This window comes from Vreelandella sp. DA03-1M (assembly GCF_055725665.1).
On sequence record NZ_CM146798.1, the window covers coordinates 772,304 to 795,899 of the forward strand.

At 56.8% G+C, this 23,596-nt stretch carries 20 protein-coding genes and 1 tRNA gene; 14 read left to right on the forward strand and 7 right to left on the reverse strand.

Going from position 1 to position 23,596, the window contains the following annotated elements; all coding sequences use genetic code 11:
• Positions 1-11: 11 nt before the first annotated feature.
• Positions 12-88, forward strand: a tRNA-Arg gene (locus ACXUPB_RS03655).
• 343 nt (positions 89-431) lie between these two features.
• Here ACXUPB_RS03655 and ACXUPB_RS03660 read toward each other — a convergent pair.
• Positions 432-1,427 carry a tRNA dihydrouridine synthase gene (locus tag ACXUPB_RS03660; RefSeq protein WP_472955426.1) on the reverse strand — a complete coding sequence of 332 codons (996 nt, stop codon included), beginning with the start codon at positions 1,425-1,427 and terminating at the stop codon, positions 432-434.
• Positions 1,428-1,565: 138 nt separating this feature from the next.
• Here ACXUPB_RS03660 and ACXUPB_RS03665 point away from each other — a divergent pair, with 138 nt between their 5' ends.
• The 3 genes from ACXUPB_RS03665 to ACXUPB_RS03675 all read left to right on the forward strand — a co-directional run bounded on the left by ACXUPB_RS03665 (position 1,566) and on the right by ACXUPB_RS03675 (position 5,062).
• Positions 1,566-1,823: an OadG family protein gene (locus ACXUPB_RS03665; RefSeq protein ID WP_472955428.1), complete on the forward strand. Its 258-nt coding sequence runs from the start codon at positions 1,566-1,568 to the stop codon at positions 1,821-1,823.
• Between the two features lie 91 nt (positions 1,824-1,914).
• The gene (gene oadA / locus ACXUPB_RS03670) at positions 1,915-3,729 is read left to right on the forward strand and encodes a sodium-extruding oxaloacetate decarboxylase subunit alpha (protein ID WP_472955430.1); all 1,815 of its coding nucleotides are present in this window, start codon (positions 1,915-1,917) and stop codon (positions 3,727-3,729) included.
• Positions 3,730-3,739: 10 nt separating this feature from the next.
• Positions 3,740-5,062, forward strand: coding sequence for a sodium ion-translocating decarboxylase subunit beta (locus ACXUPB_RS03675; RefSeq protein WP_472955432.1), 1,323 nt, complete (start codon positions 3,740-3,742; stop codon positions 5,060-5,062).
• Between the two features lie 96 nt (positions 5,063-5,158).
• Here ACXUPB_RS03675 and ACXUPB_RS03680 read toward each other — a convergent pair whose 3' ends face one another.
• The gene (locus ACXUPB_RS03680; protein ID WP_472955434.1) at positions 5,159-5,776 is read right to left on the reverse strand and encodes an IMPACT family protein; all 618 of its coding nucleotides are present in this window, start codon (positions 5,774-5,776) and stop codon (positions 5,159-5,161) included.
• Positions 5,776-6,180, reverse strand: a complete 405-nt coding sequence (locus tag ACXUPB_RS03685; protein ID WP_472955436.1) for a LexA family protein — start codon at positions 6,178-6,180, stop codon at positions 5,776-5,778. The genes ACXUPB_RS03680 and ACXUPB_RS03685 overlap by 1 nt, the downstream gene beginning before the upstream one ends.
• 197 nt (positions 6,181-6,377) lie before the next feature.
• Here ACXUPB_RS03685 and ccmA point away from each other — a divergent pair, with 197 nt between their 5' ends.
• The 10 genes from ccmA to smc all read left to right on the forward strand — a co-directional run bounded on the left by ccmA (position 6,378) and on the right by smc (position 17,105).
• A complete protein-coding gene (ccmA, locus tag ACXUPB_RS03690; RefSeq protein ID WP_472955438.1) occupies positions 6,378-7,025 on the forward strand; it encodes a cytochrome c biogenesis heme-transporting ATPase CcmA in 648 nt (215 codons plus the stop codon).
• A gap of 86 nt (positions 7,026-7,111) precedes the next feature.
• Positions 7,112-7,825 (forward strand): heme exporter protein CcmB, encoded by a 714-nt coding sequence (gene ccmB, locus ACXUPB_RS03695; RefSeq protein ID WP_008957503.1) that lies wholly within the window; start codon positions 7,112-7,114, stop codon positions 7,823-7,825.
• A gap of 14 nt (positions 7,826-7,839) precedes the next feature.
• Positions 7,840-8,607 carry a heme ABC transporter permease gene (locus tag ACXUPB_RS03700; protein WP_472955440.1) on the forward strand — a complete coding sequence of 256 codons (768 nt, stop codon included), beginning with the start codon at positions 7,840-7,842 and terminating at the stop codon, positions 8,605-8,607.
• A complete protein-coding gene (gene ccmD / locus ACXUPB_RS03705) occupies positions 8,607-8,798 on the forward strand; it encodes a heme exporter protein CcmD (RefSeq protein WP_176303252.1) in 192 nt (63 codons plus the stop codon). Before ACXUPB_RS03700 ends, ccmD begins: the two co-directional genes overlap by 1 nt.
• Positions 8,795-9,304 carry a cytochrome c maturation protein CcmE gene (gene ccmE, locus ACXUPB_RS03710; protein WP_472955443.1) on the forward strand — a complete coding sequence of 170 codons (510 nt, stop codon included), beginning with the start codon at positions 8,795-8,797 and terminating at the stop codon, positions 9,302-9,304. Before ccmD ends, ccmE begins: the two co-directional genes overlap by 4 nt.
• A gap of 52 nt (positions 9,305-9,356) precedes the next feature.
• Positions 9,357-11,366, forward strand: a complete 2,010-nt coding sequence (locus ACXUPB_RS03715; RefSeq protein WP_472955445.1) for a heme lyase CcmF/NrfE family subunit — start codon at positions 9,357-9,359, stop codon at positions 11,364-11,366.
• The gene (locus ACXUPB_RS03720) at positions 11,363-11,890 is read left to right on the forward strand and encodes a DsbE family thiol:disulfide interchange protein (protein WP_179916482.1); all 528 of its coding nucleotides are present in this window, start codon (positions 11,363-11,365) and stop codon (positions 11,888-11,890) included. Before ACXUPB_RS03715 ends, ACXUPB_RS03720 begins: the two co-directional genes overlap by 4 nt.
• Positions 11,881-12,351, forward strand: coding sequence for a cytochrome c-type biogenesis protein (locus ACXUPB_RS03725; RefSeq protein ID WP_179916481.1), 471 nt, complete (start codon positions 11,881-11,883; stop codon positions 12,349-12,351). Before ACXUPB_RS03720 ends, ACXUPB_RS03725 begins: the two co-directional genes overlap by 10 nt.
• The gene (gene ccmI, locus ACXUPB_RS03730; RefSeq protein WP_472955448.1) at positions 12,348-13,586 is read left to right on the forward strand and encodes a c-type cytochrome biogenesis protein CcmI; all 1,239 of its coding nucleotides are present in this window, start codon (positions 12,348-12,350) and stop codon (positions 13,584-13,586) included. Before ACXUPB_RS03725 ends, ccmI begins: the two co-directional genes overlap by 4 nt.
• A gap of 24 nt (positions 13,587-13,610) precedes the next feature.
• Positions 13,611-17,105, forward strand: a complete 3,495-nt coding sequence (gene smc / locus ACXUPB_RS03735; protein ID WP_472955450.1) for a chromosome segregation protein SMC — start codon at positions 13,611-13,613, stop codon at positions 17,103-17,105.
• An 892-nt stretch (positions 17,106-17,997) separates the two neighbouring features.
• Here the strand turns inward: smc and ACXUPB_RS03740 are convergent.
• From ACXUPB_RS03740 to ACXUPB_RS03755, 4 genes are all read right to left on the reverse strand, one after another.
• A complete protein-coding gene (locus ACXUPB_RS03740) occupies positions 17,998-19,359 on the reverse strand; it encodes an IS1380 family transposase (protein WP_074210231.1) in 1,362 nt (453 codons plus the stop codon).
• 702 nt (positions 19,360-20,061) lie between these two features.
• Positions 20,062-20,907: a TolC family protein gene (locus tag ACXUPB_RS03745; RefSeq protein ID WP_197746125.1), complete on the reverse strand. Its 846-nt coding sequence runs from the start codon at positions 20,905-20,907 to the stop codon at positions 20,062-20,064.
• 284 nt (positions 20,908-21,191) lie between these two features.
• The gene (locus ACXUPB_RS03750; RefSeq protein ID WP_062363658.1) at positions 21,192-21,920 is read right to left on the reverse strand and encodes a TorF family putative porin; all 729 of its coding nucleotides are present in this window, start codon (positions 21,918-21,920) and stop codon (positions 21,192-21,194) included.
• A gap of 440 nt (positions 21,921-22,360) precedes the next feature.
• The gene (locus ACXUPB_RS03755) at positions 22,361-23,554 is read right to left on the reverse strand and encodes a transposase (RefSeq protein ID WP_172416275.1); all 1,194 of its coding nucleotides are present in this window, start codon (positions 23,552-23,554) and stop codon (positions 22,361-22,363) included.
• Positions 23,555-23,596: the final 42 nt, after the last annotated feature.

A 23,596-nucleotide genomic window follows, 5' to 3' on the forward strand; every position in this document is an offset into this window, starting at 1 on the left:
TGTAACATTACGCGCCCGTAGCTCAGCTGGATAGAGTACCTGACTACGAATCAGGGGGTCGGAGGTTCGAATCCTCCCGGGCGCGCCAGATTTCAAAACCCGCTCTCTTATCGAGAGCGGGTTTTCTGTTTCCAGTCTGCCTGCTTGTTTCTAACCTGACTGACTATTTTCCAGCCTGACCGGTATATAAGCTCGCGCTCCGGTCTTGCGATCGTGTGTAGCGCCCCCGCTTTGCGGTAGGGCGCTTTTTTTTGGCTATAAATTGATAAGGCGTTGCGGAAAGGGCGCTAGGGCTCTGCCTGAAAGGTCGGCTAGCGAAGACAAGACAAGGCAAAAATTGGCGAAGAAACGGAGTTTACGGGGTGTAAATGAGTATTCTGAGCCAATTTTTAACGCCGTATTGTCGAGCTCAGGCACTTTTCAGACAGAGCCTAAGCCAGGGTGGCGTGCTGCTCGTCAACCACAAGTCTATCGAGCAGGTGATCCAGTTCGGTAATGCGCTTCACCCGCTGAAAGTTCTGCTCGGCTTCGGCACTGCCTTGGCGCATTTGGGCAAGCCACTGCTTTACCAGAGAGACGACAACGCGGTCAGGCAGCTGTTGGCGCTGCAGAGCGGCGTACTCTTTGAGTACGTTGGCGCGCATGGACCAGCTGCTTTCGGGCAACCGCTCGCCGGTCTGTAGCCAGTGACGGATGCGTGGCGCAAGCCAGGGGTCTGCCAGTGCACTGCGGCCTAACATCACATCGCGACAGCCTGAAAGCGTTCGAGCTTTCCAGTAATCCTCCAGCGTCCAGATATCCCCATTGGCGACAACGGGGATGCTGACATGGCGGCGTATTTTGCCAATCCATTCCCAGTGCGCAGGCGGTCGGTAGCCTTCATCGCGGGTGCGGGCGTGTACGACCAACTGCGCTGCTCCACCTGCTTCGGTGGCTTGAGCACAGGCAACCGCTAAGCGGCGGTTGGCGAAGCCCAGGCGGATCTTGGCAGTGACTGGGATTTCCCCGCCTAGCGCATCGTGGACGGCTCTAACCGCTTGGTAGACCCGCTCTGGCTGGCGTAGCAGCGAAGCGCCGCCGTCGTGTCGGTTAACCAGTTTGGCTGGGCAGCCGAAATTAAGGTCAACGCTAACTGCGCCAAGTTTGAGCGCCTGCTGCGCATTGGCCGCTAGGGCAGCAGGGTCTGAGCCCAAAAGTTGTAAATGCACAGGAATCCCGCTCGGCGTTGCCACCGACGGTTGCGCAAGTTCCGGGCAATGCTTATAAAACACTCTTGGCGGTAGGCGTGCATCGACGACGCGGACAAATTCGGTAACCGTCCAATCGAACCCCGCGTGACGGGTTAACAGGTCACGCGTCAGTGCGTCGATGACCCCTTCCATAGGGGCTAGGCCAATTCTGCCGTTTTGTAGTAAATTAACAACCATGACTTCCACTATCGCGCCATTGCATTCTATTCTGGGTGTGGCAGGTTAGTGTATTCCCCTCACTGCGCCAAGGGGCTTTAATAGCCGCTGGTGAAATAACGTGTCTAGCAACTGTACTTCGAGAGGTAGGAGCGTCTTATGCAGGATTATGAACTATTGCAGGACGGGTTGGCGTTAATGGCGCTTGGTATGGGTGTTGTGTTTGTTTTTCTTACTATTTTAGTTATTAGCGTTACGCTAATGTCGAAGTTGATTGGCCGTTTTCAGCCTGCCTCCACCGCGGCTGAAGTGAGCAAGAAGTCGCCGTCATCTTCAGCGCCTGCCAGCCAAAATGACGAGATGTTGGCGGTGATCAGTGCTGCAGTGCACCGTTATCGCTCGACACGACGTCGTTAACTTTCCCAATTTTTTCTATCTCAGCCCTCTCTAGGCTATTTTTTTGTTATTTTTACTACAAACTGACAATTCTCTACGGTGAGCTAAGACCATGAACGAAACAAAACGCCCACTAGGCATTACAGATGTCGTGCTACGCGATGCCCATCAATCGCTGTTTGCCACACGTATGCGCTTGGACGATATGCTGCCGATTGCTGAAAAGCTTGATCGCGTTGGCTATTGGTCGCTGGAAACCTGGGGTGGGGCGACCTATGACGCCTGTATCCGCTATTTGGGCGAAGACCCGTGGGAGCGTATTCGTGCCCTGAAAGAGGCCATGCCCAATACGCCCCAAGCGATGTTGCTACGTGGTCAAAACCTGCTGGGCTACCGCCACTACGCCGATGACGTTGTCGATAAATTTGTCGAGCGGGCGAAAACCAACGGTGTTGATGTCTTCCGGGTCTTTGACGCCATGAATGATCCGCGTAATTTGGAGCGCGCCATTCAGGCGGTGCGTAACGTAGAAGGTCATGCCCAGGGCACCATCTCTTATACCGTGAGCCCGGTACATACCCTGGATAGCTGGGTTGATCTCGCCAAGACCATTGCCGGCTTGGGTGCGGATTCATTGGCTATCAAGGATATGGCGGGGCTGCTCACTCCTTACACGGCCTTCGACCTTGTTTCGCGGCTCAAAAAAGAGCTATCGATTCCGGTGCATCTGCACTGTCACGCCACCACCGGCCTTTCTACGTCGACCATTTTAAAAGCGGTAGAGGCCGGGATCGATAACGTCGATACCTCGATCTCCTCCATGTCGATGACCTACGGCCACAGTCCGACCGAATCTGTCGTGGCGATGCTCAAAGACACCGGCCGCGACACCGGGCTGGATCTCGAGCTGCTGGAAGATATTGCCGGTTACTTCCGCGAAGTGCGTAAGAAGTACGCCGCCTTTGAAGGCTCGCTGCGCGGTATTGATTCACGCATTCTGATTGCTCAGGTGCCGGGCGGCATGCTGACCAATATGGAAGGCCAGCTCAAAGAGCAGGGTGCGGGCGATAAGCTTGACGATGTGTTGAATGAAATTCCTCGCGTGCGCGAAGATCTGGGCTTTATTCCGCTGGTGACGCCGACCTCGCAAATTGTCGGCACGCAGGCCGTTATGAACGTGATGATGGGCGAGCGTTACAAGTCTATTTCTAAAGAAGTTCAAGCGCTGCTCAAAGGTGAATACGGCGCGGCGCCCGCACCATTTAACGCCGAATTGCAAAAGCGCGTGTTGGAAGGCAGCGAGCCGATTACCTGTCGCCCGGCGGATAATCTCTCACCGGAAATGGGTCGGTTGGCTGCCGAGTTGAAAGAGAAGGCCAGCGCTGAAGATATTCGTTTGGCCGAAGGTGAGCGCGAAGTGGATGATGTGCTGACCTACGCGCTGTTTCCGCAGATTGGTTTGAAGTTCCTCAAGAACCGCGATAATCCCGATGCCTTTGAGCCCGCTCCCCAGGTAGCTGAAGCAAGCGCTGAAAAGACACCCGCCAACATAGACATCAAAGCGCCCGCCACGAGCAGCGGCCCCGAAACCTACACCGTGAAACTCAACGGCAAATCCTTCGTGGTGGAGGTTTCCGAAGGCGGTGAGTTGGGTGAGGTGCAAGAGCAAACGGCAGCCAGTACTAGCGCACCCAAAGAGGAAACGCCTGCACCCAGTGGTGAAACCATTGATGCACCACTGGCGGGTAATATCTTCAAGGTGAACGTTCGCCCTGGTGAGCAAGTTGCTGAAGGTGATGTAGTCATCATTCTTGAAGCGATGAAAATGGAAACCGAAGTGCGTGCCAGCAGCGCAGGCACAGTGTCTAAGGTCAACGTCAGCGAGGGCGACAGCGTAGCCGTAGGCGATACGTTGATCGAGCTCTAAGGGCCCAGTAATGGATAAATTAGTCACGTTATGGGAAGGGTCTGGGCTCTATAACCTTGAGCTTGGTCAGGCGGTCATGATTCTGGTGGGTCTATTGCTGCTCTACCTTGCCATTTATAAGAAGTTTGAGCCGTTGCTGCTGGTGCCGATTGGCTTTGGTGGCATTCTGGCCAATATCCCTGAAGCCGGGCTAGCCATTTCTGCGCTCGACCAGGCGATTGAAGTGGCAAAACCCGCGGTGCTACAGCAAATGGCGGCAGCGCTGGGTGCGTCCCTTGACCCACTGGCGAACGCTGAAGCTTGGCGGGAGTCGCTGCAGATGATGGCGCACGATGGCGTCGCACCCGACCAACTGCGTGCTGCGCGAGATATCGCCGTGGGCGTTGGCTACAGCGACGGCATGCTTTATAACTTCTATAAAGTCGCAATCGGCTCGGGTATAGCCCCGCTGATTATCTTTATGGGCGTTGGGGCAATGACCGACTTTGGCCCGTTGCTGGCGAACCCGCGCACGCTGTTTTTAGGTGCGGCTGCCCAGTTTGGGATCTTTGCCACGCTGTTTGGCGCTGTGGTGCTTACCTCGATGGGCGTGATGGACTTCTCGCTTAATCAGGCAGCCGCCATTGGTATTATTGGTGGCGCTGACGGCCCAACGTCTATTTACGTTTCTAGCGTGCTGGCACCTGAACTATTGGGAGCGATTGCCGTGGCCGCCTACGCTTATATGGCGTTGGTGCCGCTGATTCAGCCGCCGATCATGCGTCTGCTGACTACCGAGAAAGAGCGGCAAATCAAGATGACTCAGCTGCGGCCGGTCTCCAAGCTGGAAAAAGTGGTCTTCCCACTGATGTTGTTGATTCTGGTCGCGCTGTTTCTGCCCGATGCTGCCCCGCTACTCGGCATGTTCTGCTTCGGTAACTTGATGCGCGAGTGCGGTGTGGTCGAGCGTTTATCGGATACTGCGCAGAATTCCCTGATCAATATTGTGACCATTATTCTTGGGCTGTCCGTCGGCTCCAAGTTAATGGCCGATAGCTTCCTGACGTTTGAAACGTTAGGCATTCTCGGGCTGGGGATTGTCGCCTTTGGGATCGGCACGGCCGCTGGGGTGTTAATGGCCAAGCTGATGAACCTGGTGAGCAAAATGCCCATCAACCCCTTAATTGGTGCTGCCGGTGTTTCTGCCGTACCGATGGCGGCACGGGTGGCCAACAAGGTAGGGCTGGAGTCTAACCCGCATAACTTCCTGTTAATGCACGCCATGGGGCCCAATGTGGCAGGGGTTATTGGGTCGGCGGTTGCGGCCGGGGTGATGATTAAATACCTGGGGTAATGCTGAAAGAGTGAGAAGACGAGCGCGGCGTACTGACAGGTTCAGTATGTCGCGTTTTTTTATGGGCTATTGCGATGGGCTATTTCGATGGGCTATCTAGTGAGTGAGAATATCGATAGCGCTCTTCAAGCGATTTTCTAGCGGGGAAAGGTCAAGTGGGTTGTCCCGTGGCCAACCAATGGTCAGACGAACACCGTCGCCATCGTAATCCGCTTGCTCAATGGGGATAGCCTGCTCATCGCACCAAGCGCGGGCAATCGCTTCGTTGGCAAATCCGAGCCGCAGGGTATAAAGATCGCGCTCGACCACTTCTCGGGTAGGTAGCGTCTCCAAAGCATGGCTAACCGCCTGGGCGTAAGCGCGGGCCAAACCGCCGGTGCCTAGTTTTGTCCCGCCGAAATAGCGGATCACCACGCAACCAATTTGACCTAATTGGCTGCCCTGCAGAACTTGATACATTGGGCGACCCGCGGTGCCGCCAGGTTCGCCATCATCAGAGAAGCCAATCAAATTTTGCTCGCCGGGTGGGCCAGCAATATAGGCAGTGCAGTGATGGCTCGCATTGGGATGCTCGGCTTTAGCCGCCGCCAGTATGCGAGTGAATGCATCGATGTCTGAGGCTTGGCAGGTCCAGGTAATAAAGTGGCTCTTTTCGACTTCGATGTCAGTTGTCTGCCAAGACGAAAGAGGGAGTTCCGGCACCCGGTAGCGCATTAATGCTCCGTGATAGTAGGCTTGTTTTGCAGGCCAGCTCTTGGATGAGATTCAACACCCATCACCATGCCGAGCACCTGAATATCACGGTTATGCAAAAAAAGCGCTGGCTGCAACGTATCCTCAGGCCATAACTCTACGCCAAAGCGGCTGATCGAAAGTTGCTTTAAGACGATTTTTTGCTGGTTGATTTCGGCAACGGCGGTTTCTGTTTGGGCATCATGCTGATAACGCCGAATAATAATGACATCGCCATCGAACAAGTTGCAATCACGCATTGCGTTACCACGCACTTTAAGCGCATAGGTATTGCGACGGGTAATGCTAGGCGTTGGCGCATAGGTACGCGGAACCGAGCGTAAGTGGTTAGGCTTAACGGTAGGTGCTGCTATCGATATGGTCATTGAGAAATCTCCATTGCATGTTCTTTCATACAGTGGTTTTCAGTATAGACCTGTTTTTGCATACAGTGCTAGCAGTAATTGGTCTTACGCCATATTGATTGAGGTCATGCTGCGACCCAGCGCCGCATAGAGTGAGTGGCGAGAAACGGGCTTTCCGTGTAGAGTTCGACGCGAAATCAATGTGCCTGGAGAGACTCTTGAGCCTGTGTCTACAAGCCCGACAGCTGTCCTGCGAACGTGATGATCGCTCACTGTTTAAGGGGCTTGATCTCGACATTCGCAGCGGTGAAATCGTGCGAATTGAAGGGCCTAATGGCAGTGGTAAAACAAGCCTGCTTAAAATTCTCTCCGGGCAACTGAGCGACTATCAAGGCGAGCTGTTCTGGAATGGCGCTGCGATGCAGAGTGTCCGTGAACATTTTCTCGCTAATTTGCTCTATTTAGGACATGCCCCCGGCATCAAGTCGGGGCTATCCCCCTTAGAAAATTTAGCGTGGTATCAGGCGCTGAGTGGCGAGAGAAGTGGAGGACAGGGCAGCGGGGCGCATGAAGGCGAGGAGCAGCGCCTGGATGCCCTTGAACAGGTTGGCCTGGCAGGCTTTGAAGACGTGCCCGCCGGTCAACTTTCGGCAGGCCAGCAGCGCCGCGTGGCGCTGGCGCGATTGACGCTGACACCCCGCGCGCTGTGGGTGCTAGACGAGCCCTTCACCGCCATAGATCGCCACGGCGTTGCAGCCCTTGAAAGGCAACTGATTAGACATGCTCAAGCGGGCGGCTGCGTGCTAGTAACGACACACCACGAGCTAGCCGCGTCATCGCTGTTAAGACGCATAGCGCTTGGGTAGAGGAGACCGGATTGCAGGAAACAGGGTTGCAGGAAACAGGGCTGCACAGCTCTTCAGATAGCTCTCTAAACGGATCAGACTCCGTCATGGATGCCCCTTCAGTGCCACTGCTTGAGCATCAGGGCGGCCTGATGATCGCGGTGAAGGCCACGTTGGTGCGTGATTTGACGCTGCTGCTGAGACGTCGCGGTGAAGTGCTCAATCCGCTGGTGTTTTTTGCTCTGGTGATCACCCTGTTTCCGATCGCTATTTCACCCGACCCGGAGCTGTTGGCGACGATAGCGCCAGGGTTGCTATGGGTGGCGGCACTGCTAGCCGCGCTGCTGTCACTAGATAGCCTGTTTCGCAGCGACTACGACGACGGCAGCCTTGAGCAGCTGTTACTCGCCCCACAGCCGCTGGCTGCATTAAGTGTGGCGAAAGTAGCCGTGCATTGGCTGCTGACCGGGCTGCCGTTGGCACTGATGGCGCCACTGCTGGGCATTATGCTCGCACTGCCTGCGGGTAGCTATGCGGTGTTGGCGCTATCGCTGGCGCTGGGCACGGCGAGCTTGAGCCTGATTGGTGCCATTGGTGCAGCGTTAACCGTCGGCTTGGCGCGGGGCGGCGTACTGCTCTCGCTGCTAGTGCTGCCGCTGTATATTCCGGTACTCATTTTTGGCGCAGGTGCCGTCCAGGCGGCTATTTTGGGCGACGGTGTCTCTGCGCACTTGGCTATCTTAGGCGCGCTGCTGGCCGCTTCACTTATGTTAGCGCCGTGGGCGATTGCCGCATCGCTGCGTATCAGTATTAACGGTTAAGGACAGGACACGCTATGTGGGCCTTTATACACAAACTGGGATCACCTAAGTGGTTCTATGGCATTAGCGCCAAATTACAGCCCTGGTTTTGGGCCGCAGCGGCGCTGTTGCTGGTCACTGGCTCGCTGTGGGGGCTAGCGTTTGCCCCGGCGGATTATCAGCAGGGCAACAGTTTTCGGATCATTTATGTTCACGTGCCCGCGGCTTTTTTAGCACAATCGATTTTTGTCTCCATGGCAGTGTCCGGGCTGGTATTTATGGTCTGGAAAATTAAAGTCGCCGATATGGCGGCGGCGGTGATGGCACCCCTTGGTGCCGCGATGACCTTTGTTGCGCTATTTTCTGGCGCCGTATGGGGTGTACCGACCTGGGGCACCTGGTGGATGTGGGATGCCCGGCTTACTTCCATGCTGATTCTGCTATTTCTCTATTTAGGCGTGATTGCCCTGCGCGGTGCGTTTACCAGCCGCGATAGCGCCTCAAGGGCCGCCTCGGTGCTGGCCATGGTGGGCGTCATCAATATTCCCATCATCAAATACTCGGTGGATTGGTGGTACACCCTGCACCAGCCAGCCTCGTTTACGTTAACCTCGCGCCCGACGATGCCCACCGAGATGTGGCTACCGCTGGTCATTATGGTGCTGGGTTTCTACAGCTTTTTTATTGCCTTGACGCTGATGCGCACGCGCAGCGAGATCCTACGCCGAGAGTCTAACAAGAGCTGGGTACAGGATCTCGTTAACGGCCGGGTAGTGAATGCACAGGCAGAGGAGACGCGCTAATGGCATTTGCCTCATTTTCCGAATTTCTCGCCATGGGTGGCCATGCGCCTTACGTATGGTCTGCCTGGGGGGTAACGGCGCTACTGCTGATTGCTACCGTTTGGCATGCGCGCGTTGAACAGCGTCAGTTATTGAATGGCATAAAGCGTCGGGCACGGCGCGCAAATAGCTTGAGAGGGAACGCCCAATGACCCCTAAACGTAAACAGAAACTCTTCGTCATTTTGGGTTTGGTGTCGTTAACCGCGATTGCTGTCGGGCTAACGCTGTATGCGCTACGTGCCAACATTAATCTGTTTTTTAGCCCGGTGCAGATCGCTCAGGGCGATGCGCCAATGGAACGTCAGATTCGCGCGGGTGGCATGGTGAAAGAGGGCTCGGTGTCCCGTGATCCCGATAGCCTGGACGTAGAGTTTACCGTGACCGATTACGTCGATGACCTAGAGGTGTACTACAGCGGCATCCTTCCCGATCTGTTCCGCGAAGGCCAAGGTGTAGTGGTGGTCGGGGAGCTTCAAGCCGATGGCCGTTTGTATGCCGATAAAGTGCTGGCGCGTCACGATGAAAACTACATGCCGCCTGAAGTAGCGCAGGCACTTGAAGAGGCGGGCTATTCGCCGGCTGATTATCAGGCCAAGGCTGCCGAAGTGGGTAAGCGGCTTGATGAAGAGGGCGTCCCCCAAGCAAGCGAGTATTAACCCCCATCGTTTAACCGACTTGCCCTACCGCCAGTGCTAATTCGGAGCGCACATGCTGATTAAAATGATTCCTGAAATTGGCCACTTCGCCCTCATCATCGCGCTGTTGATGGCGATGGTGCAGGCAGTGATGCCCCTGGCCGGTGCAGCGACCCGGCGCCCACTGTGGATGGCGTATGGTCAGCCCATGGCGGCCGGACAGTTTCTGTTCATTGCCATTGCCTACGCCTGTTTGACCGCGAGCTATATGCTGGATGACTTTAGCGTGGCAAACGTAGCGAATAACTCCAATTCGCTGTTGCCGTGGTACTACAAATTCAGCGCGGTGTGGGGCAACCATGAGGGCTCTGTCCTGCTATGGAGCCTGATGCTGGCAGGCTGGGGGTTTGCAGCCAGCCTGTTCACCGGCACGCTGCCGCGGGATATGGTCGCTCGGGTGATGGGCGTTATGGGCATGGTGTGTGTCGGTTTCTTACTGTTCATCCTGATCACCTCTAACCCTTTTGAACGCTTGCTCCCCGACATGCCTCAAGACGGTGCCGACCTCAACCCGCTGCTGCAAGACTTCGGGCTAGTGGTGCATCCGCCGATGCTTTACATGGGCTATGTGGGTTTTTCCGTGGTCTTTGCCTTTGCGATTGCTGCTCTCATGGGAGGGCGCCTAGACGCCGCCTGGACGCGCTGGGCACGTCCCTGGACGAATCTGGCCTGGGCGTTTTTGACCGTGGGGATCGCCCTCGGCAGTTGGTGGGCCTATTACGAGCTTGGCTGGGGCGGCTGGTGGTTCTGGGACCCGGTCGAAAACGCGTCGCTGCTGCCCTGGTTAACGGGAACCGCGCTGGTGCACTCGCTGGCGGTGACCGAAAAGCGCGGCTCGTTTAAGAGCTGGACCGTGCTATTGGCGATCTCGACCTTTTCGCTGTCGCTGATGGGAACCTTCCTGGTGCGCTCCGGCGTGCTCACCTCGGTACATGCGTTTGCCAACGACCCTGCCCGTGGCTTCTTTATCCTGATGCTGCTGGCGATTACGGTGACGCTCTCGCTGCTGGTATTCGCACTGCGAGCCCCGCGGGTCAGCCACAAAGTGGGCTTTAACTGGCTCTCTCGGGATGCGCTGCTGCTGGTCAATAATATCTTCCTGGTCATCATGACGGTCACCGTTTTACTTGGCACCGTCTACCCGCTGATTCTTGACTCCCTGGGGCTGGGTAAAATCAGCGTGGGCCCGCCTTACTTCAATGCGCTGTTTGTACCGCTCACCGTGATGATGTGCATCTTTATGGGACTAGGCTCGGTAACGCGCTGGAAAGGCATGGCGGTGCGCGACCTAGTCCGTAAGCTCTGGTTGGCGGGCGTTGCTGCGCTGGTGCTGGGCATACTGATGCCGCTGCTGTATCGCGGTGAGTGGAATCTGTTTGTCTCCCTGGGGATCGTCTCTGCGCTATGGATTGTGCTGCCGATGGTGCGCGATGTGTTTGATAAAACCCGTCACGCCAGCTCGTTCATCGCCGGGTTACGCAAGCTTTCACTCTCTTACTGGGGCATGGTGTTAGGGCACATTGGTGTGGCGGTCACGATTGTGGGTGTTGCGGTGGTGTCCAACTACAACATCGAGCGCAACGTGCGCATGTCGCCGGGCACCACGGTCGAAGTGGCGGGCTATCAGTTCACCATGACGGAGTTAGCCGAGCGTCGCGGGCCAAACTTTTTGGCAGACACTACGATCCTTCAGGTACAGCGTGGCGACACCGGTAGCAGTTTCACCATGCGTCCTGAAAAACGCCTTTATCTCGCGACCGGTATGCCGATGACCCAGGTGGCTCTGCGGCCGGGGCTGTTCCGTGATCTCTATGTGGCCATGGGCGAAGACCTTGGCGACGGCAGTTGGGCGATGCGTGTCCAATACAAACCCTTTGTACGCTGGCTATGGCTGGGCGCCCTGTTTATGGCATTTGGTGGTGTACTGGCGGTGCTCGATAAGCGTTACCGCCGCGCGACGGTCACTCGTGAGGCACCGAAAGCGATCGGCAAAGGCGATACTGCGCAGGAGGCCACTGTATGAAGCGTCGGTTATTGCTATTACTGCTGCCGGTTTGCTTTTTAGGCTTGGCGCTGTTCTTTTTCCAGGGCCTATCGCTGGACCCTTCCCAGCGCGATTCCGCGCTGATGGCGCGCGAGTTCCCGGCCTTTGAAGCCACCACGCTGCGCGATAAAAATCAGCGCGTGGACCAATCGCTGCTCCAGGGCGACGTCACCCTGGTTAACGTATGGGGCGAGTGGTGCCCCGCGTGTAAGCAGGAGATGCCTCAACTGCTGGAGCTGGCCGATCAGGACATTCGGATGGTTGGGGTTAACTACCGGGATACCCGCGAAAAAGGCATGGAGTTTCTCAGCGAGTTTGGCGATCCGTTTGAAGTGAATATTTTTGATCCAGAAGGCGAGCTGGGTTTTGACCTTGGCGTTTACGGCGCGCCGGAAACCTTTCTGGTCGATGCCGACGGCGTTATTCGCTATCACCATAAAGGCTACGTATCGCCACAAGACGTCCGCGAACGAATCTTGCCGGAGGTGGAAAAATGGCGCTAATGCGAACCATGGTAGCGCTACTACTGCTGGTTATAGCGTTTGGTGCAGCGGCGGGGGGGATCGAACTACGCGAATTTGACGATCCGGTCATGGAAAAACGCTATCACGATTTAACCGCCTCGATGCGCTGCCCGCTGTGTGAAAACCAAGCTATAAACGATTCCGATGCCCCTATTTCAGGGGACATGCGCGAGCGTGTCTACCAACTGCTGCAAGACGGGCAGTCGGATATCGAAATTGTTAACCATATGGTGCAGCGGTTTGGTGAATATATTCTCTATAACCCGCGATTAGAGAGCCGCACCTACCTGCTTTGGGGGCTGCCTATTGCACTGGTGCTGCTAGGCGCGCTGGTGGTTGTGTTAATGATTCGTGCCCGCCGAAATGCCTCTGCTAAAGCGCTGAGCGCCGAAGAGCGCCAGCGTATAGATGCGCTGATTAACCGTAAGAGGTCTTCATGACGCTGCTCTGGATTGCGATTGCCGTTTTACTGCTCCCCGCGCTGTGGCTGCTGGTAGCGCCGCTAAGAAACGCGCGTCGATTACATGATCAACAACACGCGTTTGAAACCAATGACACCTCTGCCGAGCAGAATGTGGCGATTTTTCAGCGTCGCTTAACGTCACTAGAAGCGGCGCGAGAGCGTGGCGACATTGATGCCGAGCGCTTTGAAGAAGATCGGTTGGAGCTTGAGCGTAGCCTGCTGGAAGACACCGCCGTGCGCGCGCGCCGGCCGCTCAAGCCGGCAGGGGCGGGTCGCCTGGTGGTGCCTGTCGTTATGGTGGCCGTGGTAGTGGTCAGCGTGCTTTGGTATCAGCAGCAGGGCGCCGAGGGCGACCTTGTGTTACTCGCCGTTCAGCAAGAAGTACAGAATGACCCTGAAGGCTCGCTGAGCATGTATATCGAGCGCATGGAAGAGCAGGCTGAGCGTCAGCCGGATAACCCCAACGTATGGAGCGCGCTGTTTCCGGTCTATCGCGAAACCGGGCAGATGCCCAAGGCCGTCGATGCGCTTGAACGCCTGATTGAGATTGAAGGCCGAATTCCACCGCTGCTGGCTCAACTAGCGCAAATTCGGTTCTTTATGGCCGAGCGCGAACTCACCGATGAAGTGCAGGCATTGGTCGATGAGACGTTGGAGCAGGATCCCCGCCAGCCAACCGTGCTGGGTTTGCTAGGGGTTAATGCCTTTGATAAAGGTGATTACGAACAGGCCATTGACCACTGGCGCCGGGCGATTGCCAATATAGAGGATCCCGACACCGTTGACTCGCTGCGCGAGGGTATTCGCGTGGCCCAGGAGCGCATGGGTATTGAGCCTGAAGAAACCGTCGGCGAAAGTAGCGGCATTAGGGTTCGCGTTGCGTTAGACGAAGAGCTCGCCGGGCGCGTTGACGATGACGACACTGTGTTTATCACTGCCCGCGATATTGAGGGTGAGTTACCACCCCTGGCCGTGGTGCGGGCGCAGGTATCCGAGCTGCCCATGACCGTGACGCTAGATAACACTGCTGCGATGTCGCCCCAGGCGCAAATCTCCCAGGTGCAGGAAGCCCGTTTAGTGGTGCGTGTTTCGCCCTCTGGCCAAGCAATGCCCCAGCCGGGAGATCTGTTCGGTGACCTTGAAAGCGTCAGCGTCGAGCCTATTGAAGACGCGGAGGCGGTTGAAGTGGTGATTAACCGTGTTTTTGAATAATCGCAACGGGAACGTCGTCTCGGTATGCGCTTAACCTCGATTCGCTTAGTCGGTTTTAAGTCCTTTGTGGACCCCGTCACGGTGCCCTTCGATGGCAATATGACCGCCATCGTGGGCCCCAACGGCTGCGGTAAATCCAACATTATTGACGCCGTGCGCTGGGTCATGGGGGAGTCCTCCGCTAAAACCCTGCGCGGCGAATCAATGGCTGACGTTATTTTCAACGGCTCCACTGGTCGTAAACCGATCAGCCAAGCCTCCATAGAGCTCAAGTTCGACAACCGAGACGGCGGAATGGGCGGCGTTTATGCGCAGTATGCCGAAATCGTCGTTAGGCGCTTGGTCACGCGGGATGGGCAATCCAACTACTTCTTCAACGGTCAAAAGTGCCGTCGGCGCGATATCGCCGACCTGTTTATGGGCACCGGCCTGGGGCCGCGCTCCTATGCCATCATCGGCCAAGGCATGATTTCGCGGTTGATCGAGGCTCGCCCCGACGACCTGCGCTCGACGCTGGAAGAGGCCGCGGGTATCTCCAAGTACAAAGAGCGCCGCCGGGAAACCGAAAACCGCATGCGGCGCACCCAGGAAAACCTGGAGCGTCTGGACGATATTCGCGAAGAGCTGGATAAACAGCTAGAGCGCCTCAAACGTCAGGCCGAAGCCGCCAAGCGCTATCAGGATCTCAAGGAGCAGGAGTATCGGCTCAAGGGTGAGCTGGCGCTACTGCGCGGCCGCACCCTGCGGGCGGAGCAGTCCCATCAGGAGAGCCGCGTTCGCGAGTTGGAAATCGCGGTCGAAAAAGATGTCTTCGGCGTTCGTCAGTGCGAAACCCGCTTGGAACAAGCCCGCGAACAGCATGACGAACTCTCTGAAGTGCTCGACCGTCACCAACAGCAGTTTTTTGAAACCACCACGCGCATTGCCCGTCTGGAACAGGATCAGGCCCATCGCCGCAGCCGTGAAACTCAACTGGCCAGCGATATTGCTACCGCCCGGCGTGACCTGGACGAGCAGCGCCGGGTTAGCGAAGGCGATCAGGAACGTTTAGCCGCGATTGATGAGCGCTTTGACGACTTGCTTCCCGAGCACGAAGCCTTAGAGGAGCGGCTCGAAAGCCTGGAGCAGTCCCTAGCCGACGCATCTCCCGCCCTGGAAGCCGCTGAACAGCAGTGGACCGATGCCGAAACCCGCTGGCGGGATGCCAGCCGCGACGCTGATCGTAGCCAGGATCAACTGCGCGACCTGGAGCAGCGCATTCAGCGGCTGCAAGCCGAAAATCAGCGCCGCCGCCAGCAGCGCAGTGAGGTCGCTGACCTTACAGGGCTACGCGAGGAGCATGCCGTATGCGAAGAGCAGTTAGCGGATGCCCAGCAGCAGGCGGAAGGCTTTCAGGCCCAGCGGGATCAATGGCAGCAGCGTTATAGCGATGCCAAGGCGGCCTATCAGCAGGTGACTCAAACGCGCGATCATCAACGCGCTGAACTGAGCCAACGTCAGGGGGAGCTGGCCTCCCTGCAAGCGTTGATTGATGCTGCACTGGTGGATCACGACCCTGCGATAGGCACGACCCTGGCAGCGCATGGCTTGGCAGAGGCTCCCCAGCTGGGCGAAGTACTGCAAGTAGCACCAGGTTGGGAAGCGCTTACTTCCTGGTTGCTTGCGCCGTGGCTCAATGCGCGTTTAGTCACTCGCCATCAGTTGGCGGCCTTGCCCGAGGCCTTAGCCACCGATTGGCGTTTGATTGATCAAACCTCGCCAGCTCCCTCCACCTCGGGTCAGCGATTAGACAGTTTGGTCAAAGGCGCAGGCGCGCTGGGCGAGTGGTTAGCAAGCATTCACTATACGCAAACGGCCGAAGAGGCAGAGGCGCAGGTAGCGCATTTGGCGCCTGGCGAAAGCGTGGTGAGCCAGGATGGGGTTTGGTTGGGCCGTGGCTGGCTGCATCAGCAGGCCAACGGTGAAGGCATCGACGGGCTGCTATTGACCCGCCGCCGCTACGACGAGCTTTCCGCTCAGCGCGAAAGTGAAGAAGAGGCCTTGGCGCTGGCAGAGGAGCAGTGTGAGGCGGCCAGAGAGACGATTGAAGCGCTGGAGCAGGCTCGGGAGCAGCAGGCCGAACAGGAGCGTGCTCACGCCACCACCCTGCAGCAGTTGGCGGTGAAAGAGCGTAGTTTGGCCCAGCGCTTGGAACACCTTGAAGGTCGTGCAACGGAGCTCGATGAAGAGCTTGCCCAGCTACAGGAGGATGAAGCAGAGTTAGCGCTTACTCTTGATGAGCAGCGCGCCCGCTGGCATGTAGCAATGGAGCAGCTGGAGAGCACCGCCGAAGCACGGGAAACCAGTGCCGAGCAGCGCAACCGGCAGCGCGAGGCGCGTGATCAGTTGACCCAGCAGCATGCGCCGCTCAAAGCCCAGCAGCAGGCGTTGGCACTTGAGCGTGAACGTTTAAGCGCTGAGCGGGATAGTCTGCGCTCTCAGCAGGCGCGCTCGAACGACTCTGAAGAGCGCCTCTCGCTGCGTATTGCCGAGCTTGAAGAGTCGCGGGAGATGTTGGTCGAGCCCGACGAGCTGGCTGGGGAAGAGCTTGAAGAGTTGCTTCACCAGCGTGAGCAGCAGGAGGGGCGCTTAAACGCGACGCGTCAGCAGGCCCAGGCGCTGGCTGAACAGTTACGCAATGACGAACTTGCCCGCCAGCAGCATGAACGTAACCTGGAGCAGAGTCGCGAACAGCTCCAGCAGCGGCGTATGGACGTTCAGGCGTTGGCACTTAAAGCCGCCACCCAGGATGAGCAGCTAACTGAGCTTGGCCATAACGTCGAGACCCTCGCTGAACAGTTGCCCCATGAAGCGACGGAAACCCGTTGGCAGGAACTTCTGGAAAGTACCACGGACAAGATTCGCCGCTTGGGGGCGATCAACCTCGCCGCCATTGAGGAGTATGATCAACAGGCCGAGCGGCGAAATTATCTGGAAGCGCAGCACGCCGAACTGACCGAAGCGCTGGAAACCCTTGAACGGGCGATTAAGCGTATTGACCAAGAAACCCGGGTGCGCTTCCGTGAGACCTTTGATCAGGTCAATGCCGGATTGCAGGCGCTGTTCCCCCGCGTATTCGGCGGCGGTGCAGCATGGTTAACGCTAACCGGCGATGACCTGCTGGAAACCGGCGTGGCGATTATGGCCCGCCCGCCGGGTAAGAAGAACAGCACCATTCATCTGCTTTCGGGCGGCGAGAAAGCGCTGACCGCACTATCGTTGGTATTCGCGATCTTTCAGCTCAATCCTGCGCCGTTCTGTATGCTGGATGAAGTGGATGCGCCGCTGGATGATGCCAACGTGGGCCGTTACGCCCGGTTGGTCAAAGAGATGTCAGAAAACGTGCAGTTTATCTACATCACTCACAATAAGATTGCCATGGAAGCCGCCGAGCGCTTGATGGGGGTGACCATGCAAGAGCCCGGCGTATCGCGGTTAGTCTCGGTGGGTATTGAAGAAGCGGCAGCGCTGGTCGATTAACCGCCTTCTTCCTTCACCTTCAAAAGTCTTGCTGAGCAAGACATTCACGATAGCCGTTTAGTGCGTGTACTTGATGAGCGTTGGGATATGACGGTGCATATACATCTAACCCGACCGGCCGCCCCATCAGTGCGACAGCAGAAGAATTTTGGAAGAGACTGTAACTATAAACAGCAGTTTGTTAATCATGGAGTGATAAACATTATGCAAATACGCAAAAAAGTGTCCTAACGCGCTCAAGTTAACTATATTACCTCTATTAATGTTTGGTATGAGAACGTTAAGCAGCTTATAAATAGATCTTGCCAATGGGGATGATTAGCACATTAGTAAGCAAAAGGCTGAAACGGTTATGCACTTCCCAACGGTCAAAATGGCTTTTCTAGCTTTCGAGCTTCCTTTATAAGGCTATGTATAACGATTAGATCAAAGGCTCGTGACACTTTCGGCTGAAGTTAAGGTCGGACTTTTGCCTTAACCGGCTTCAATAACAGTTTCAAAAGCGTGAAAATAGCGTAATTATCAGCAAAAATTGGCCCTTTTCATAGCAATCGCGCTATGCTTGGTGGCAAGTACTTATTAAATAGCAGTTACCCATATTTAGGCATGGTGCCTTAGCAACCGGCAAGATGACCATGGAACGTTCGACATGGAACTAAGACCTGAATCCGTGAAGCCGGCGCCGACACTTTCCCTATCACCGCCAGCGAGCACTTTTTGATCATTCGCCCCGTGCAAGTTGGCTTTCGCAAGCCCGTTATTGCCAAAACCCACCGTGCTGATCGGTGCTGACGGCCCGTTTTGTCATGCCTTTCCACCCGCCAGGCACGACATATCTGGCGATCGCGTGTCGCTTGGAACTGCTTGTGGATAGAGTGTCGCCGATTGACGGTCAGCATGGCGTTCCTCGTGGATAACGCAGTCGGCTCCGCAGCGTCTTGAGCACCGTCATGCGCCCGATATCCTGCCCGAAGTCGAGGATGATCTGCCGTGCCTTGTGAATCACGAGAGCCGCACGGTGCACCAACTCTTGTAGCACGGTGCGCAGCCGGCGCCGCTTGGCCGGGTGGCGAACCGGGCTCAGCTCGCCGGTCATGCCCAGCTGTCCCATCAGGCGCAGGATGTTGTAGGCCAACTGGGCGAGATGCAGGATCAGATCGTTGGTGGCGAACTTGCCGGACGGCAAGCGCTCCAGGTCGAGATCGGTCTTGATCTCGCTGTGAAACTGCTCATGGGTGGCATGCGCCTGGTAGCGCTTGATCACCGCCTCCGGCGCCTCGTCCAGGCTGGTCCACCAGCCTTCCAACTCATAGTCCGGTTCGAGCAGCAACTGGCCATCGCGATCGGCGGTGCGCTCGACCAGGCGCATCACGCGTTGGACGACGTATTCGGTCTTGTTGTCGTCGTGGATCGAGACGGTCTGCGTCCACAGCGCCTGGCGCTTGCCAGGACGCAGCTCTTCCCAGTAGTCCGCCGCCACCGCCAGCCAGGTATCTCGATCAGCCGTGGCCGAGCCACGCGGGTTCCATTTGACGACATAGTCGAGCCGGCGCCCCTCGTCGGCAAAGACCTGGCGTTGCTGTTCGAGAAGCGCCAGGTGCGCCTGGCTGTCGAAGCCGCTGTCCTCGCGTAACAGGATCGGTTGCTTGGTCAAGCATTGGGCGCGAGGCAGTACCCGCTCCAGGAAGGCGTTGCTCTCCTTCATGGTGTGCTGCTTGCCAGGCCGCAGTTCCAGACCCAGGCACCACCCTTCGTTGCCCAGATAGGCGGCGATCGGGGTGTAGCCATCGACCTTCTGGTAGGTCCGCGAGACGCCTTCCTTCTTCGAGTTGCTGTTGTCCATGACGAAGGTGTCGATGTCCAGGCAGACGTGCGTCGTCTCGGCGGTGATCGGTGCTTCGATCAGTGACAGCAGGGTCGTGGACCAGGTGGCGGTGCGCGCCTGCAGGTCGTTGGCGGCAAGTTTCTCCAGCCGCTGTCGCAGCGTCGCCGCGCTCGGCACCTTCTGCAGGGTCAGCAGTTGTTGGAAGGGCTTGTCGCGGCGGAAGTTCTCGACAGCGTCATAGTCGCTCATGCCCAGACACAGCAGGCCCAGGTAGCTCTTGATCACGTCACTGGTGCGCATGCCCAGCGTGGTGGGGAAGCGGCTGTCGATGCTGTCGACGCCAGCGATCTCGAAGCATTGCCCGATGATGGACAGCCCGGCGTGGCTGGTGAGGGTGCGGCGACTGGCGCGGAACTTTATGTTGGGCATGGCACTGTCTGGGCGAATGGCGATAATGGCTATATTGCCATGCAGGTCAGTGGGTTAGAAGTGCTTCCGGGGGCCGGTCTCACGGATTCAGGGAAAGGTCAACGGTGCCTTGATGCTCCTGGGAATGACCTAAACTTCCGTCAGCGTACTTAACCCAGCCCTCCCATCCAAGGACTCTCGTAGTCTTTCCTCTAAGAATACGAAGCAATTCCATTGCATCGGCATACCCGACGACTATTTCATCCTCTACCGCTGATCTGTTTATTATTTCTTCGTAGCTATACATGACGGGGACACATTAACGCTTAAGCACAGCGGCGCGAGTTTACGAGCGTCCGGCGCCCGGTAGGGCGCGAACTGGTGCGTATGGTTACGTGTTTAATCACGACTCCGCCTCCCGTGCTTAATGTAATAATGAGGTATCGCTACTGCGCCTAAAAGCACCATGTACGATATCCACCAACCTCGGTTTTGTAGCTTCCGAAGACCGCTATCACGAATGCAAACTGCCAGTGTGATGACGGACATTAATAGCACTACTACCCATAAAGCATCTACTATTCCCTTTGGGACTACCCTTTCTCCCGAACCCCAATAATAGGGCACGTTCATATTGAAAGCGACAATATATGCTACCGCCAAAACGATCGTAACAATCAGTATCGTCTTCTCAAGCTTACTCATAGATACACGTAACAGTGATTATACGCCCTTCAACATAACACTATTTTCATCCGCTGCAATTCTGGCGGCCGCCGCTTTCAGGTCCGCTCTCTGACTCTGTGCCATCTCGACAAGCTGGCTGGTCGGAGGCAGGTCTTCGAGCGTCACATCAAGCTCGCCGGTCACCCCAACGGCATCGGAGGGGGACACCCCGAGCACTTCGGTAAGGTCAATTTTTGATTGCTCGAGCTTTTGTTCCGCCGAGGCTTTTTGATTCCGGGCCCTGGCAAGCCCAATGACTGCGGTATTGAGATCAATCCGGGTTTGTTTACCCTGTTTTACGGACATTTCAACCAGGTCTTTGGTGCGTTGCATAAGTTCAACGGCACGGGTTGCGGTTTCCAACTCTTTCTGAGCCAGCAGTATCCGGAAATAGGCGGCCCGCACCCGCGCCTTGGTGGCTACCTTCAGGTATTCAAGCTCCTGTTGCCGGGACGTGAGATTACTCCGGGCACGCGACTGCCCAAGGTCGCCGCGATTACCCATCCAGATCTCCTGAGTAACCCTCACCCCATATTCCAGGGACTCGTCGGCCTGATCCGGGGCCTGACGGGCCCCCAACTCAAACTCTGGATTGCTCGGCGCCCAGCGGCTGGCATGATCAAGCTGTCCCTGCTGTATCGAGACCGCGGCCCGCCTCAAAGCCAATACCGGGCTATTCTCGAAAGCCATCACCATGGCCTGGTTCAGGGAAACAGCCTGGCTGGCTTTGGCCTGCTGATATTCTTTCAGCGACACACTCTCTTTTGCCTGGGCCGACACCATAGGAGAGACGGCCAAGGCTCCCGGAACTATCATCGCGCACAACAACAATCGTTTGTTCATTCAGTATCATCCTGGCTGTTTGACTGAGGTCAGTGAGTCAGCATTTTTGCGTGGGAATCTGGAACGACCTTACAGACAAACCTTTAATACAGTTTGAAATTCAGGCACCGGATAAGAAATGAGCTTTGGCGGCAGGGGGGGCAGAGGTAAGGGCGAGGATGTCGAGTCACCGGGCGTCAAGGCAGGCGCACGATGGTGGGTTCTTGCATGATAAATAAAAACCGGCCCGTCATTTGGGCCGGCTTTTTATTCTGGATCTGAATTGCTTGTGATCACTTGGCCGATCAGAAACTCCTGCTCCAACCCAGCCAGAACTTCGGATCATCCGAGTTGACAGAGCCAAGCGCGTCGGTTGACTCAATGTCCGCGTACTCCACGTTAACACTGAAAGAACCGAAGTTTCCCGCATCCTTTGTAACGTTGGCGGCGACGTGTGAATAACTTGCCTCGCCGACAGAAGCCTTGCCGTCATCAGCGAAGTCGTAATAGCCAAGCGTCACACCGGCACTGTAGCTGTCCTCCAGAGGCACCCCAACAGAGGCGTAGTAATAGGCATCCCCCTGCACGAACACCCCATCACCACTGGTGTCGCTGTTGATCGTGTAGGCCAGGCCGATGGCCGCAATGCCATAACTGATCTCGCCGTACAGTTCGCCGAAGTCGATGGAGTCCGGCGCGTCAGGATACGCATAATAAATGTACCCAACGTCATAACCCAGTTCTTCCACAGAGCCGGAGAATCCGGCATAAAGATCAAGCTCATAGCTGGTGCCGTCACCAAAATCGACATTGGAACCCCAACCACCGGCGTAGAAGCCCGACGCATGCTCATAATCCAACCCTCCCTGGACAGCCGCAGCCCCGTCTGTCTGGGTGACGCCCCGGAACAGATAGTTGCTGCTGGCGCTCACATTTGAGCTGACGTCAGCGCTAACAATGGCGGGCGCAGCCTGAAGTGCTGCAAGCAAAGTGATACTGATAAATCCGGATTTGGTGAAAAACTGCTTCTTCATAATGGATACCTTCGGTTGGGTTTCATTGCTCCAAATATGATTTAGCAAAAGTCTTGCCACATCTTATTTATTCTTGTTTATCATTATTATAGAGACAAATCGGCACATTCTGAGCTTGCCCCCGAAAAACGACCCAACACCTAGCGCCCCAGAACCTGTCACCGGCCCGGACCAGCGCCCTGTTTTGATGCATTCTCTGTAACCATTCTCCTGAATCCGTGAAGCCGGCGCCGACACTTTCCCTATCACCGCCAGCGAGCACTTTTTGATCATTCGCCCCGTGCAAGTTGGCTTTCGCAAGCCCGTTATTGCCAAAACCCACCGTGCTGATCGGTGCTGACGGCCCGTTTTGTCATGCCTTTCCACCCGCCAGGCACGACATATCTGGCGATCGCGTGTCGCTTGGAACTGCTTGTGGATAGAGTGTCGCCGATTGACGGTCAGCATGGCGTTCCTCGTGGATAACGCAGTCGGCTCCGCAGCGTCTTGAGCACCGTCATGCGCCCGATATCCTGCCCGAAGTCGAGGATGATCTGCCGTGCCTTGTGAATCACGAGAGCCGCACGGTGCACCAGCTCTTGTAGCACGGTGCGCAGCCGGCGCCGCTTGGCCGGGTGGCGAACCGGGCTCAGCTCGCCGGTCATGCCCAGCTGTCCCATCAGGCGCAGGATGTTGTAGGCCAACTGGGCGAGATGCAGGATCAGATCGTTGGTGGCGAACTTGCCGGACGGCAAGCGCTCCAGGTCGAGATCGGTCTTGATCTCGCTGTGAAACTGCTCATGGGTGGCATGCGCCTGGTAGCGCTTGATCACCGCCTCCGGCGCCTCGTCCAGGCTGGTCCACCAGCCTTCCAACTCATAGTCCGGTTCGAGCAGCAACTGGCCATCGCGATCGGCGGTGCGCTCGACCAGGCGCATCACGCGTTGGACGACGTATTCGGTCTTGTTGTCGTCGTGGATCGAGACGGTCTGCGGCCACAGCGCCTGGCTGTCGAAGCCGCTGTCCTCGCGTAACAGGATCGGTTGCTTGGTCAAGCATTGGGCGCGAGGCAGTACCCGCTCCAGGAAGGCGTTGCTCTCCTTCATGGTGTGCTGCTTGCCAGGCCGCAGTTCCAGACCCAGGCACCACCCTTCGTTGCCCAGATAGGCGGCGATCGGGGTGTAGCCATCGACCTTCTGGTAGGTCCGCGAGACGCCTTCCTTCTTCGAGTTGCTGTTGTCCATGACGAAGGTGTCGATGTCCAGGCAGACGTGCGTCGTCTCGGCGGTGATCGGTGCTTCGATCAGTGACAGCAGGGTCGTGGACCAGGTGGCGGTGCGCGCCTGCAGGTCGTTGGCGGCAAGTTTCTCCAGCCGCTGTCGCAGCGTCGCCGCGCTCGGCACCTTCTGCAGGGTCAGCAGTTGTTGGAAGGGCTTGTCGCGGCGGAAGTTCTCGACAGCGTCATAGTCGCTCATGCCCAGACACAGCAGGCCCAGGTAGCTCTTGATCACGTCACTGGTGCGCATGCCCAGCGTGGTGGGGAAGCGGCTGTCGATGCTGTCGACGCCAGCGATCTCGAAGCATTGCCCGATGATGGACAGCCCGGCGTGGCTGGTGAGGGTGCGGCAACTGGCGCGGAACTTTATGTTGGGCATGGCACTGTCTGGGTGAATGGCGATAATGGCTATATTGCCATG